13 protein-coding genes are annotated in these 13,380 nt (G+C 68.2%); 7 read left to right on the top strand and 6 right to left on the bottom strand.

All coding sequences use genetic code 11. The annotated features are described in order from the left end of the window. Window positions 1–108 precede the first annotated feature (108 nt). The 6 genes from cydB to CCR98_RS20370 all read right to left on the bottom strand — a co-directional run bounded on the left by cydB (window position 109) and on the right by CCR98_RS20370 (window position 4,475). Window positions 109–1,122, bottom strand: a complete 1,014-nt coding sequence (gene cydB / locus CCR98_RS20345) for a cytochrome d ubiquinol oxidase subunit II (protein ID WP_087924019.1) — start codon at window positions 1,120–1,122, stop codon at window positions 109–111. Window position 1,123: 1 nt separating this feature from the next. After that, window positions 1,124–2,521, bottom strand: a complete 1,398-nt coding sequence (locus tag CCR98_RS20350) for a cytochrome ubiquinol oxidase subunit I (RefSeq protein ID WP_087924020.1) — start codon at window positions 2,519–2,521, stop codon at window positions 1,124–1,126. Between the two features lie 198 nt (window positions 2,522–2,719). Beyond that, entirely contained in the window at window positions 2,720–2,935 is a 216-nt protein-coding gene (locus CCR98_RS20355; RefSeq protein ID WP_087924021.1) for a hypothetical protein, read from the bottom strand. Beyond that, window positions 2,932–3,585 (bottom strand): sigma-70 family RNA polymerase sigma factor, encoded by a 654-nt coding sequence (locus tag CCR98_RS20360; protein WP_087924022.1) that lies wholly within the window; start codon window positions 3,583–3,585, stop codon window positions 2,932–2,934. The genes CCR98_RS20355 and CCR98_RS20360 overlap by 4 nt, the downstream gene beginning before the upstream one ends. A 37-nt stretch (window positions 3,586–3,622) precedes the next feature. Next, window positions 3,623–3,952: a hypothetical protein gene (locus tag CCR98_RS20365; RefSeq protein ID WP_087924023.1), complete on the bottom strand. Its 330-nt coding sequence runs from the start codon at window positions 3,950–3,952 to the stop codon at window positions 3,623–3,625. Window positions 3,953–4,031: 79 nt separating this feature from the next. Beyond that, entirely contained in the window at window positions 4,032–4,475 is a 444-nt protein-coding gene (locus CCR98_RS20370; RefSeq protein ID WP_087924024.1) for a hypothetical protein, read from the bottom strand. 149 nt (window positions 4,476–4,624) lie between these two features. Between CCR98_RS20370 and CCR98_RS20375 the strand changes: the two genes are divergently transcribed. From CCR98_RS20375 to CCR98_RS20405, 7 genes are all read left to right on the top strand, one after another. Further along, window positions 4,625–6,994, top strand: coding sequence for a S9 family peptidase (locus CCR98_RS20375; protein WP_087924025.1), 2,370 nt, complete (start codon window positions 4,625–4,627; stop codon window positions 6,992–6,994). Then, entirely contained in the window at window positions 6,991–7,410 is a 420-nt protein-coding gene (locus CCR98_RS20380) for an NUDIX domain-containing protein (RefSeq protein WP_087924026.1), read from the top strand. Before CCR98_RS20375 ends, CCR98_RS20380 begins: the two co-directional genes overlap by 4 nt. A gap of 30 nt (window positions 7,411–7,440) precedes the next feature. Continuing rightward, window positions 7,441–8,001 carry a hypothetical protein gene (locus CCR98_RS20385; RefSeq protein ID WP_087924027.1) on the top strand — a complete coding sequence of 187 codons (561 nt, stop codon included), beginning with the start codon at window positions 7,441–7,443 and terminating at the stop codon, window positions 7,999–8,001. A gap of 34 nt (window positions 8,002–8,035) precedes the next feature. Continuing rightward, complete coding sequence (locus tag CCR98_RS20390) at window positions 8,036–9,157, top strand: hypothetical protein (RefSeq protein WP_087924028.1); 1,122 nt, start codon at window positions 8,036–8,038, stop codon at window positions 9,155–9,157. 37 nt (window positions 9,158–9,194) lie between these two features. Further along, complete coding sequence (locus CCR98_RS20395; protein WP_087924029.1) at window positions 9,195–10,811, top strand: hypothetical protein; 1,617 nt, start codon at window positions 9,195–9,197, stop codon at window positions 10,809–10,811. Window positions 10,812–10,865: 54 nt separating this feature from the next. Further along, entirely contained in the window at window positions 10,866–11,762 is an 897-nt protein-coding gene (hemF, locus tag CCR98_RS20400) for an oxygen-dependent coproporphyrinogen oxidase (RefSeq protein ID WP_087924030.1), read from the top strand. A 95-nt stretch (window positions 11,763–11,857) separates the two neighbouring features. After that, entirely contained in the window at window positions 11,858–13,378 is a 1,521-nt protein-coding gene (locus CCR98_RS20405) for a hypothetical protein (RefSeq protein WP_087924031.1), read from the top strand. The last annotated feature ends 2 nt before the right edge of the window (window positions 13,379–13,380 follow it).

The raw sequence follows: 13,380 nt of genomic DNA on the forward strand, positions 1-13,380 counted from the left end.
CCCCTGGCCGCCGGAAAGGAGCGCACGCTAGCACGTCCTGCACGGGGTGTGCAGGTTTCACATTCCCCAACGCGGGACCAGGCACCGGCGGCCCCCCGTTTCAATCGATCAGTGGTAACCGGTATCTGCGCGCACCTTGCCGCGGAACACCCGGTACGACCATGCCGTGTAGCCGAGGATGACCGGCAGCAGAACGGCCAGCCCGACCAGGGTGAAGCCCAGCGAGGAAGCCGGCGCGGCGGCCTGCCACAGCGTCATCGACGGCGGCAGCAGGTAGGGCCACATGCCCAGCACCAGGCCGAGGAAGCCGAGCACGAACAGGGCAAGGCTGAGCAGGAACGGCGGCAGGTCGCGGCGCGGATGGGTCGCGCTGCGCCACAGCGCGGCAGCCACCGCCAGGGTCAGCAGCGGCACCGGCGACAGCCACCAGAAGTTGCCGTCGCTGAACCAGCGGTCCATCAACCGCGAATCGAGGAACGGCAGCCAGCTGCTGACCAGGCCCATCGCCGCGATCACTGCCACCACCAGCGGCCGGGTCATCTGCCGTGCAAGCGCCTGCACACGCCCTTCGGTCTTCAGGATCAGCCACGTGCTGCCGAGCAGCGCGTAACCAGCCACCAGTGCAGCACCGGTCAGCATCGCGAACGGGCTGAACCAGGCAAACGCACCGCCCTGGTAGACACCGTCCACCAGCGGAATGCCCTGCACCAGGGTGCCCAGGATCACGCCCTGGGCGAAGGTCGCCAGCAGCGAGCCGAGGCCGAACGCCACGCTCCACAGCCGGCGCGAACGATGTGCCTTGAAGCGGAACTCGAAGGCCACGCCGCGGAACACCAGCGCCACCACCAGCAGCAGCACCGGCAGGTACAGCGCCGACAGCAGCACCGCATAGGCCTTCGGGAACGCCGCCAGCAGGCCGGCGCCACCGAGCACCAGCCAGGTCTCGTTGCCGTCCCAGATCGGCGCGGCGGTGTTCATCATCAGGTCCAGCTGTTCCTCGTCCTCGGCGAACGGAGCAAGGATGCCGATGCCGAGCACGAAGCCGTCCAGCACCACGTACATCAGCACGCCGAAGCCGATCACCGCGAACCACGCCACCGGCAGCCAGGTCATCAGGTCCATGTCAGCGGTCCTCCAGCGGTTCGTCGGCGGCCGACAGCGGGCGTGCCGGAGTGTGGCTGCCATGGTCCAGCGACGGCCCCTCGGCATACGGCTGCGGCCCGTGGCGCAGGATCTTCACCAGGTACCAGATGCCCCAGCCGAACACGAAGGCGTAGCCGACCACGTAGACGCCCAGCGACAGCGCGGTCATCCACGCGCTCTGCGGGCCGACCGCATCGGCGGTGCGCAGCACGCCGTACACCACCCACGGCTGGCGCCCCATCTCGGTGACGAACCACCCCGACAGCAGCGCGATGAAGCCGCTGGGCAGCATCCAGTTCCAGCCACGCAGCAACCACGGTGAATCCAGCAGCTTCCTGCGCCACAGCTGGAACGCTGACACCCAGGCCAGCAGCAGCATCAGCGTGCCCAGCCCGACCATGATGCGGAAGGCGAAGAACACCGGCGTCACCGGCGGCCGTTCGCTGGCCGGTACCGAGGTGAGCGGATCGAAGGTGCCGTCCAGCGAATGGGTGAGGATCACGCTGCCCAGCTTCGGGATGGCCACTTCGAAATCGTTGCGCTCTTCCTTCTCGTTCGGCAGCGCGAACACCACCAGCGGCACGCCCTCGCCTTCCTTGGTTCCATGCCAGTGCGCTTCCATCGCCGCGATCTTCATCGGCTGGTGCTTGAGCGTGTTCAGGCCATGCATGTCGCCGACGAAGATCTGCACCGGCACGGTCAGCGCAGCGAATCCAACGGCGGCGATCAGCATGCGCCGGCCCGCTTCGACGTGCGAGCCCCTGCGCAGGTACCACGCGCCGACGCCACCAATCACGAAACAGGTAGTGATGAACGAACCCAGCGCCATGTGCGCCAAGCGGTACGGGAACGAGGGATTGAACACCACCTGCCACCAGTCCACCGGATGCACGATGCCGTTGACCATCTCGTAGCCGGCCGGCGTATGCAGCCAGCTGTTGGACGACAGGATCCAGAACGTGGAGAACAGCGTACCCAGCGCCACCATGCAGGTGGACAGGAAATGCAGGCGCGGCGAAACCCGGCCCCAGCCGAACATCATCACGCCGAGGAAGCTGGCTTCCAGGAAGAACGCGGTCAGCACTTCATAGGTCAGCAGCGGGCCGATGACCGTGCCGGCCACCTCGCTCAGCCGCGGCCAGTTGGTGCCGAACTGGAAGGCCATGACGATGCCGCTGACCACGCCCATGCCGAACGACACGGCAAAGATCTTCTGCCAGAAGAAATACAGTTCCCGCCACACGGGCAACTTCGTGCGCAGCCAGCGCCATTCGATGAAGGCCAGCCAGCTGGCCGTGCCAATGGTGAAGGCGGGGAACAGCACGTGGAAACTGATGACGAATCCGAACTGGATCCGGGACAACAACAACGCGTCCAAGGGACGCCTCCTGCCTGTGACCGGTGGGATACCGGACCACTTTAGGAGGATTTCGTTAAGCCGGGATGCGACCGGGTGACGCGCTGCTTCACTTTGTCGCAGGGGTCAACCGTTCTGGTAGCTGCCAACCTTGGTTGGCACACACGCCCAGACGCCGACCAAGGTCGGCATCTACCAGGCCCACCGCCCGGAGGGCCCTCAGTTCCAGAAATACCAGGCTGCGGCAGCCAGCAGCGCGCCAAACAACAGCACCTGCACCACCACATAGCCCACACCACTGTCGCGCGACTCAGCGGTAATGCGCTTCTGCAGCGCCTCGCTTACATCCGGCGTGTCTTCCTGCTGCGCCTGCTCACGCAACGCCTGTGCCAGCGCGCGCGCGTCCGCATCACGAGGGTCGGTCGGTGGGTTCACAGCAGCTCTCCGGCGGTGGCATGCCGCGTCAGTTCCTGCTTCAGGACCTGGCGCGCGCGGTGCAGGTGGCTCTTGATGGTACCGCGTGCCAGCCCGGTCACCTGTTCGATCTCGGCCAGATCGAAATCCTCCAGGTAATGCAGGCCGACGATCAGGCGCTGCGGTGCGCTCAGTCGCTCCAGCGCAGCGCCGAGCTGGCGCCCCGCCTGCAGCGCCTCGCTCAACTCGGCCGGGCCCGGGCCCTCATCACCGATGCCAAGTTCTTCCGGCACCTCCACCGCCACCATCCATTGCGCCTCCAGCCGCCGCCGGCGCAGGTGCTGCAGCGCGGTGGTGTAGGCCACCCGCGAAACCCAGGTACGCAGCGAGGATTCGAAGCGGAACCGGTGCAGCTGGCGGAACACGGCCAGGAAGGTCTCCTGCAGCAGGTCGGCGACCTGGTCGCGGTCGCCGACCATGCGTCCGATCACATGCGCGCAGGTGCGCTGGTGGGTCTCCACCAGCTGCGAAAACGCCGCCTGCGAACCGTCGATGATGGCCCGCACCAGGGCCTGGTCCGCGTCCAGCGGCTCGGCGGGCGGTGCCGCCGCTGCTGCATCGTGGCGGCGACGGCCCCGCAGTGCCGACAGCGCTTCGCCGAGCAGGTTCATGCGCGGGGCGCCCCCTGTGCCCGTGGCATGTTCCGGCTCAGCTCTTGCGAGCGGCAGGACGGGTGAAGTGCCAGGCCAGCAGCTGGCCCAGGCCAGCACTGCCGACCAGCGCGGCGGCGGCGCCGAAGGTCAGGTCACGGGCACCGATGGCTTCCAGCAGGGCCATGGCCAGGGCCAGGCAGACCAGGCTGATGCCCCAGCGCAGCGCGCCCTGGCGGCGACGCTCTTCTTCCAGCACCGCCAGCGAGCGGATCACTTCCTCCGGCACGTGCGGGGCCACCAGCTTGCTGCGCGCCCGCGCATCGGCAATGGCATGGATCGCGTAGGCGATGCAGATGAAGAGGGTGATCGGGATCAGTTCCTGCATGGTCGAGCTCCTGTTCGGTGGATGATGCGGGTTCAGGAGAATGGATGCGCAGGGCCGGCTACCGGTTGCAGTGGAGATTTCAGGCCTCGTCGTCGCTCTCGGAGTCGACCGGCGGATCCGGAAAATAGGTTTCCAGATGGAAACCCAGGCGGAGATCGGCCATCAGTCGCACCAGCGCGTCGTCCAGTACAAACCCGGCCCAGGCGCGCTTGCCGAATACGCCGATGCGCAGGCCGACGTCGGCGCCTTCCTGGCTCAATGCCTGGATCACAGCCACCCGCGCCTGCAGCATGTCGACCAGCTGTGGCCAGGCGTCCATCAGCCAGCCGTCCTTGCCCTCGGCCAGCTCGAAGAGCACCCAGGTGTGTGCATGCACGCGGATCAGCCTGCCATCGGCGCCACGCAGATCGGTCCCCACATCGCGGAAGAACCCGCGCTCCATGCCGAGCCGGGCGGCGATGTCAGCGCTGGCTGCGGAGGAGTGCCTGACGCCCAGGGAGATGGCGTAGTCGTAGCTGTACACGTCGGTTCCTTCCGGGGCGGGTGCCCATCATGCGCCACACAGGGCCCCGCCGCGCCTTTGCCCATGCGGGTTGCATGACCTGTGGCCCCTGCCCCGGGTCCTTGCGGCTGCTACGCTTGCCCGGTTTCCTCTTCTGGTGCCGTCCGCCCATGTCCCGAGTGCTGCCCCTGTCCCTCCTGCTGTCGGCCGTGCTGGCCGCACCGGCTGCGCATGCCGCGCCGACGCCGATCACCATCGAACAGGCCATGGCCGACCCGGACTGGATCGGTCCGCCGGTCGAGAAGGCCTGGTGGTCGTGGAACAGCCAGCAGGTGGAGTACCAGCTCAAGCGCAACGGCAGCCCGGTGCGCGATACCTTCCGCCAGTCGGTGGCCGGTGGCGTGGCCGCACAGGTGGCCGATGACCAGCGCGGCACCCTGGACGTGGCCGAGCCGGTCTACGACCGCAGCCGCAGCCGCAGCGCCTTCGTCCGCAATGGCGACGTGTTCGTGCGTGACCTGCGCAGCGGCGCGCTGACCCAGCTGACCCGCAGCAACGAGCGCGCGGGCAACGTGAACTTCGCCGCTGACAACGGCGTGATCTGGCGTGTCGGCCAGAACTGGTTCCACTGGACCGCCGCCAGCGGCGTGCAGCAGGTGGCCAGCCTGAAGGCCGACAAGGATCCGCGCACGCCGCCGAAGGCCGACGTGCTGCGCGACCAGCAGTTGCGCACGCTGGAAACCCTGCGCCGCGACCGCGACCAGCGCGAGGCACTGAAGGACCAGGACCAGCGCTGGCGCCAGGCCGACCCGACCCGCGCGCCGGGCCCGGTGTACCTGGGCGCCGACGTCGAGATCGGTGACAGCGTGCTGTCGCCCGACCTGACCCACCTGATCGTGGTGACCAAGCCGAAGGACTTCGACGACGGCCGCACCAGCAAGATGCCGCTGTACGTGACCGAATCGGGTTACGAAGAAAGCGAGGACACCCGCACCCGCGTCGGCCGCAACGGCTTCGAACCGCACACCCTGTGGTACGTGGACGTGCGCACCGGCAAGGCCGAAAAGATCTCGCTGTCCGGCTTGCCGGGCATCAGCACCGACCCGCTGGCCGAGCTGCGCCGCAAGGCCGGCAAGGATGCGCTGAAGGGCGAGCGCAGCGTGCAGGTGATGAGCGACTTCATGGGCGGCGGCATCCGCTGGAGCGCCGACGGCCAGCAGGCCGCGGTGATGCTGCGTGCCAACGACAACAAGGACCGCTGGATCATCAGCGTCAACGCCGCCGACGGCCGCGTGCAGAACCGCCACCGCCTGACCGACAACGCCTGGATCAACTGGGGCTTCAATGATTTCGGCTGGATGGCCGATGGCCGCACGCTGTGGCTGCTGTCCGAGGAATCGGGTTTCTCGCACCTGTACACCCAGGCCGGTACCGCCAAGCCGCAGGCGCTGACCAGCGGCAAGTGGGAAACCTCGGCGCCGGTGCCGTCGGCCGATGGCAAGGGCTTCTATTTCCTGTGCAACCAGCAGGCGCCGCATGACTATGAAGTCTGCGCGGTCGACACCGGCAATCGCCAGGTGCGCGAACTGACCAGCCTCAACGGCGTGGAAGATTTCTCGCTGTCGCCGGACGGCCAGCAGCTGCTGGTGCGCTACTCCGGTGCCTACCTGCCGCCGCAGCTGGCGGTGCTGCCCAGCGCCGGTGGCCAGGCACGCGTGCTGACCGATACCCGCACCGCCGACTACAAGGCACGCCAGTGGATCCAGCCGAAGCTGGTCGCGGTGCCGTCCAAGCATGGTGCCGGCGTGGTCTGGGCCAAGTACTACGAGCCCGAGCACAAGGAACCGGGCAGGAAGTACCCGATCGTGATGTTCGTGCACGGCGCTGGCTACCTGCAGAACGTGCACCAGCGCTACCCGGCCTATTTCCGCGAGCAGATGTTCCACAACCTGCTGGTGGAGAAGGGCTACATCGTGCTGGACATGGACTACCGCGGCAGCGAGGGCTACGGCCGCGACTGGCGCACGGCCATCTACCGCAACATGGGCCACCCGGAACTGGAAGACTACAAGGACGGCCTGGACTGGCTGGTCGACACCCAGCAGGGCGACCGTGACCACGCCGGCATCTACGGCGGCTCCTACGGCGGCTTCATGACCTTCATGGCGCTGTTCCGTGCACCGGGCACGTTCAAGGCCGGCGCAGCGCTGCGCCCGGTGGTCGACTGGCACAACTACAACCACGGCTACACCAGCAACATCCTCAACACCCCGGACATCGATCCGGAGGCGTACCGCGTGTCCTCGCCGATCGAGTACGCGCAGAACCTGCAGGACAACCTGCTGATCGCCCACGGCATGATGGATGACAACGTGTTCTTCCAGGACTCGGTGCACCTGACCCAGCGCCTGATCGAACTGCACAAGGACAACTGGTCGATCGCACCGTACCCGCTGGAGCGCCACGGCTACGTCCGCGCCGATTCCTGGCTGGACCAGTACAAGCGCATCCTCAAGCTGTTCGAGCAGAACCTGAAGTGAGCAACGCCGCGGCCACGATCCACATCGTGGCCGCGGTCATCCTGGATGACCGCGGCCGGGCGCTGGTGGTGCGCAAGCACGGTGCCCGCCGCTTCATCCAGCCCGGTGGCAAGCCCGAACCCGGCGAGGCACCGCTGCAGGCGCTGGCGCGCGAGCTGGACGAGGAACTGGGGGTGCAGCTGCGCACCGCGTCAGCCATCGCGCTGGGCACGTTCGAGGACTGGGCAGTGAACGAGCCCGGCCACCGGGTGCAGGCACAGGCGTGGTGGGTGCAGGTGGTCGGCACGCCGCAGGCACGCGCCGAGATCGCCGGACTGGCCTGGGTACCGCTGCAGCCGCCGCATGGCCTGCCCTTGGCACCCTTGAGCGAACACCATATCCTGCCGGCGGTCGCCATCCGGGTGACGGCCCGCTGAGCAGGCGGGCGCCGACTGCAAGGACATCGGATGTCAATGTCGATCCCGTCGATCCCCTCCCTGCCTTCCCCGGCCTATCACGCCTGGGTGCGCCCGGTGGCCCAGGCCTCGTTCTGGCTGTCGCTGCTGCTGACGATCTACTTCGTGCTGCAGGGCCTGGTGCTGTGGCCGCTGCACAACCTCGCGCTGTGGCGCCTGGTGGAAGGCGAAGTGCAGCTTCAACAGCTGCACAGCCTGATCTGGCTGCTGGCGCACCCGGTGGCCGCGTCGATGGTCATCGCGCTGCTGTGCCTGGCCTCGACCGTGTCCAGCTGGGGCCTGTTGCGCGAACGGCGCTGGGGCCTGTGGAGCTTCGTGCTGTTGCTGCTGCTGAGTGGCTTGACCAACTTCGCAGCCGCCTGGTGGCTGGATGTGTTCATGGGCGACCTCATCCCGTTCCTGGCCGATGACCCGGCCCTGCTGCAGGAACTGCAGCTGAAACGCTGGCTGATCACGCTGACCGTGGTCGGCATGTCGTTCGTGCTCCTCGGCCTGCAGGGTTGGCTGGCCTGGCGCCTGCTGCGCCCCGACGTGCGCTCGCGCTTCCACTGAGTTCCACCGATCCCTGCCCGACAAGGACTGTCGCATGCGCTGGCTGTCGCTACTTCCTGCACTGCTGCTGTTCGCCGCGCTACCTGCTTCCGCCGACGCACTGCAATGCGGTGAGTACCGCAGTGTCGATGACGGCGTGGCACTGATGTTCACCACCCACAGCAGCGGCTACCGCCACAACGGCATCGGTGAGCCGCAGCCGCTGTGGGTCGATCGCAGTGCGGCACAGACCCGCCTGGTCATGCTCGACGATGGCGTCGCGGAGCCGATCCGGATCAGCGCCGATGGGCGGCGCATCGAGGACGACGCGCTCGTGGTCTACACCCTGCGCCAGCCCCGGGCCTGCGCTGTCGAGCCCAGCACCGTTGCCGGCAGCTGCCGCGCTGCTGGCAGCTACTGCATGGTGCAGCTGCCAACGGCCTCGCCCGGCCAGGCCCGGCGCGCCTGCGACGAGGGGGTGGGTGCCGGTTGCTCGGCACTGCTGCAGCAAAGGCTCGAAAGCAACTCCGCGGCAGCGACCGATGGCGCCGGCACCGCGCGCTTCGAGCGCCCGCCAGCCTGCCGCGCGCACACCCCCACCCACGATCCACAGGCCTGCGAAGCGCTGACCGACGATGATCTGGCTGCCGCCATGCGACGGGTTGATCAGCGCCTGGAACGGGCCGGGATGGCACCGGAGGGACCGCCGTTGCCCCTGGCGGCACTGCAACAGCTGCAGCAGCTGTGCCTGCGCCATCGCGGTGGCCGCTTCTGTGTCGAAGTGGCCGAACAACAATTGAAAGCACTGCAGCCGGCGCTGGCAGTACAGGCGCTGCAGGTGGTCTGCGACGCAGGCCGCGTCAGTGCCTGCGAACGTACCGCGCCATTGCGTGAACTCGGTGCCGATCTACGCCTGGTGCCGCTCCAGCAGCTGCCGTGTGGCCGCTACCAGGCCGAGGGTGGCCAGGTCGACATGCTCGACTTCGGTGATGGCACGCGGGGCCGCCTGCAGGAAGGTGCTGTCCATCTTCAGCGCGACGGCGAAACCCTGGTGCTGCGCCAGCTCGGCAACGGCGACCTGCTCGGCATGGATACGCAGACCGGTTACCAGCGCTACCAGCCGGTGGCCGGCACGGCACAATGCTCGCCCCCGCGCGAAGGCCGTGGTTCGCCGTAGCGCCTGGAGTTTCCCGTTCGATCGTCAAGGAGACGACATGCATTCATCCGCACCGCGCCGCCGCTGGCTGGCCTGGGCCTTGCTGCTGGCCGCGCCGACCGCCTTCGCACAGTCACCGCAATGCGGCCTGTTCAAGGCCGACGAAGGCAGCGGTACGCTGCGCATCAGCTCACCCAACCGTGGCGAACAGAAGCACTTCGGCAGTGCACCGTCTCCGGTCGCGTTCCAGCAGATCGACGGAACGCTGCAACTGGTGAACCTGGAGTACGGCCTGCCCAGCGCGCTGCAGGTGCGCGATCGTGGCCGCACGGTCGAGGTGGATGGCACGGTCTACCTCCTGCAGGCTCCCGCACAGTGCGCCGCAGCCGCCACGCCGGCTGAAGGCAGCTGCCTGGCTGATGCGGCGGCGTGCCTGGACAACCGTCGCGAAGCGACCCCGACCGCGCTGGAAGCAGGGTGCCGGGAAGGCGTGCCCGGCATGTGCCTGCAACTGGCTGATCGTTGGCACGAGGAGGCCAAACCCACGGTCGAGGCCGATCCCGCCTTGGCAAAGGCAGCGCTCGACGCCGCCCTGTCCGGCATCAAACTCCCGGCCGCCTGTAACAACGGCGGCTTCGAACAGGGAACCCCGGCGTGTGCCGCCGCACTCGAGGCCGACCCCGCGGTGCAGGAGCAGCTGGTCAAGGCCGCGATGACAGCAGCCATGACCGAAGCCATGGTGACGATGACGGCGCCGACCGTGCCGGTGATCATTCCGGCCGAGCGGCGGCAACAGTTGTTGCGGCTGTGCCGCGAGGTACCGCATGGCGGCTTCTGCACCCGCGTAGCTGAGCTGTCCTGGGAGGCGGGAGATCCCCTGCAGGCAGTGCAAGCGCTGGCTGCGGGCTGCACACCTGGCAATGACACCGCCACCTGCGAGCGCCTGCCGGCGTTGCAGGCGGTGGGCGCATCGTTGCAGCCGCAACCGGCAACGGCCTTGCCCTGCGGCAATTACCGGGCCGACGGCGGCCTGATGGACACGCTGGACTTCGGCGATGCCGGCCTGGTCGGCGTCGGCTGGGGCAGCCATCTTCGCGCGCGTGTCGAAGCGGGCGACATCCGCATCCGCCACGACAAGGGCGGCGACTTCGTGCTGCGCCCACTGCCGGGCGGCCAGCTGCTGGGCCTGGATACCTGGACCCGCTTCCAGGTGTTCCGTCCCACCGGCGAGGGCCCGACCCGCTGCAGTGCACCGAAGCAGTTCAAGGTGCTGCCACTGCCGCAGGATTGCCCGCTGGCGCTGGCCAACGAGGGCGGTGCCGAAGCCTGCTGTGCCCAGGGCAAGCTGCAGGGCTGCAACATTCTTGGCAACCACCTTGCGCTGTCCGGAAACTGGCTGCAGGCCGCCGGGCACTACACCACGGTCTGCCGCGCCGGCGTCCGCGAGGGCTGCGAGAACCTGGTCACCGCTCAGGGCAACGGTGCGGATGTGGACGCACGGGCAACCCTGGAGCAGCTGTGCAAGGCCGACCGCAGCGGCCTGCACGTGGCCTGCGACGTGCTCGGAACCCAGAACTGGGAGCTGATCACGCTGGGTGGTGCCCTGCAGAAGGCGGTTGACGAGGCGGCCGTGGACGACGCTCCGGCGCCGCGCAATTCCAACCGCAAGCGCTGAGCCCGCCAGGGCCTGTCCGCTGCTTCGGGCGGGCCCTGCGGTAAAGTACGCGCCATGAACGAATTCGAGCGCGTGCGCGCCTACCTCACCGACCTGCAGGACCGCATCTGTGCGGCGATCGAGGCCGTCGATGGCCAGGCCCGCTTCCAGGAAGACCTGTGGCAGCGGGCCGAGGGCGGTGGCGGGCGTACCCGCGTGCTGCGCGATGGCGCAGTGTTCGAGCAGGCCGGCATCGGCTTCTCCGACGTGGCCGGCAGCCGCCTGCCGCCGTCGGCCTCGGCCAACCGCCCGGAACTGGCCGGCGCCTCCTGGCGTGCTACCGGCGTGTCGCTGGTGTTCCACCCGCTCAACCCGTATGTGCCGACCACCCATGCCAACGTGCGCTTCTTCCAGGCGCAGCGCGACGGCGAAGTGGTGGCCAGCTGGTTCGGCGGCGGTTTCGACCTGACCCCGTTCTATCCGTTCGACGAGGACGTGCAGCACTGGCACCGGGTCGCACGCGACCTGTGCACACCGTTCGGCGAAGAACGCTACGCCGCGCACAAGCGCTGGTGCGATGAGTATTTCTTCCTGCGCCATCGCAATGAAACGCGCGGCGTCGGTGGCCTGTTCTTCGACGACCTGCACGGCGACTTCGAGCGCGATTTCGATTACCTGCGCGCGGTCGGCGATGGCTTCCTCGACGCCTACCTGCCGATCGTGCAGCAGCGCAAGGACGCCGCCCATGGCGAGCGCGAACGCGAGTTCCAGCTGTACCGCCGCGGCCGCTATGTGGAATTCAACCTGGTCTACGACCGCGGCACCCTGTTCGGGCTGCAGAGCGGTGGCCGCAGCGAAAGCATCCTGATGAGCCTGCCGCCGCGGGTGCGTTGGGAGTACGGCTTCAACCCGGAAGCCGGCAGCGCCGAGGCGCGCCTGGCCGATTACCTGGTGCCACGCGACTGGCTCTGATCTTGCGACGCCACGCCTGACGCGTGGCGCCTTCTCACGCCTGTGGTGCGCCCTGCACCGGACAGGCCCTGCTCTGCCTCCTCAAGGATGACCCCATGCCTGTTGCTGTTCCCTTCCGCCCCCGCGCCGCGGGCTGGCGTGCCTTGCTGGTGCTCGCGCTGGCCTCGGCCAGCCTGCCGGCCGCCGCGCAATCGATGGCCTGCGGCACCTACAAGGACAGCAGCGGCAACACCACGCTGACCATCGAAAGTGAAGGCCATGGTTTCCTGTCCGGCCCCTACCAGGCCACCGAGCAACTGCGCATCGCCCGCCAGGAAGACGTGCTCGGTACCGGCAACCTGTCCACGGGCCAACTGGAAAACTGGTACTTCTCGGACAACAACCGCACGATCAACACGCCCTATCGCGAGTTCACCCGTGAGCGGTCCGCCGCGTGCACGACGATGCCGGAGCCCATCGAGGGCGGCTGCGTGATGAACACCTCCGAGTGCCTGGAGGCGTTGCCGGAGGCCGAACCGGGGAAGCTGCATGCCTGGTGCGCCGAAGGCGTGGGCGCAGCCTGCACGCAGCTGCTGGAAACCTACCAGCGGCAGGCCAAGGACACAGCGCCGGCGCCTGCACGGGCCGAGCCGCCGATGCCGGAGATCTGCAAGGAGAGTTCGGCATCCTTCAATGCCGAGGGCTGCAGGGCAATCGCCGAGGTGATCGGCGCGGAGATGATGGGCAAGGCCGTGCTCGGCCTGCAGCATTCGGTCGATCCTGCGTTGCCGTCCGCGCAGCTCGATGAGCTGGCCGCCCTATGCCGGCAGCAGCACGGCGAGACGTTCTGCGGCGACGTTGCCGAGGCGCTGTGGAGTGGTGGACGCCTGTTGCAGGCCAACGAAGCGCTGCAGCTGTCGTGCGCCCAGCGCGCGGAGGGCGTGGCCTGCGGCCGCGCCGAGGCGCTTGCCCCACTGGCCTCGGTACCGGCCGCTGCACTGGCCCCGGTGCCGGCCACCACGCTGCCGTGCGGGAGCTTTGAAGCCGGTTACGGCGTGCTGTCGCAGCTGCGCTTCCTCGATGGTGGCCTGGTTGAAGCCGAAGGCCGCGACCAGCGCCTGCGCGCGAGCCTGCAGGACGGCCGCATCCTCATCCATCGCGACGTCGGCAGCGACTTCGTACTGCAGCCGCTGAAGAACGGAAACCTGGCCAGCGTCGACGGCGGCAACCGCTTCGCCTACTACGAGCGCACGCCGGGCACAGGCAATGCCAGCTGCGCACCGCCAGTGGCCTTCGTGGAAATCCCGCTGCCGCTGGACTGCCCGGCCCTGGGCCGCAAGGACGGCGCCAAGGCCTGCTGCACCGAGGGCAAGCTGCTGGGCTGCAAGGTTGCCGGCGAGGCACTGTTCAACAACGAACAATGGGCCGCCTCGCTGCCCTATTTCGAGACCCTGTGCCGCGCGGGCGTGCGCGAAGGTTGCGTGGCGCTGGCCGCGGTGTACGCGCGTACCGCGGACCCGAAGATTCCGCAGGCCATGGCTGCGATCTGCGCGAAGGACGGCAAGGGCACCCACGTCGCCTGCGATGTGGACGCGACGCGCAACTGGCCGGCGCTGAAGGCTGAAGCCGCTCCCTGAGG

Source organism: Stenotrophomonas sp. WZN-1 (assembly GCF_002192255.1).
Lineage (GTDB): Bacteria > Pseudomonadota > Gammaproteobacteria > Xanthomonadales > Xanthomonadaceae > Stenotrophomonas.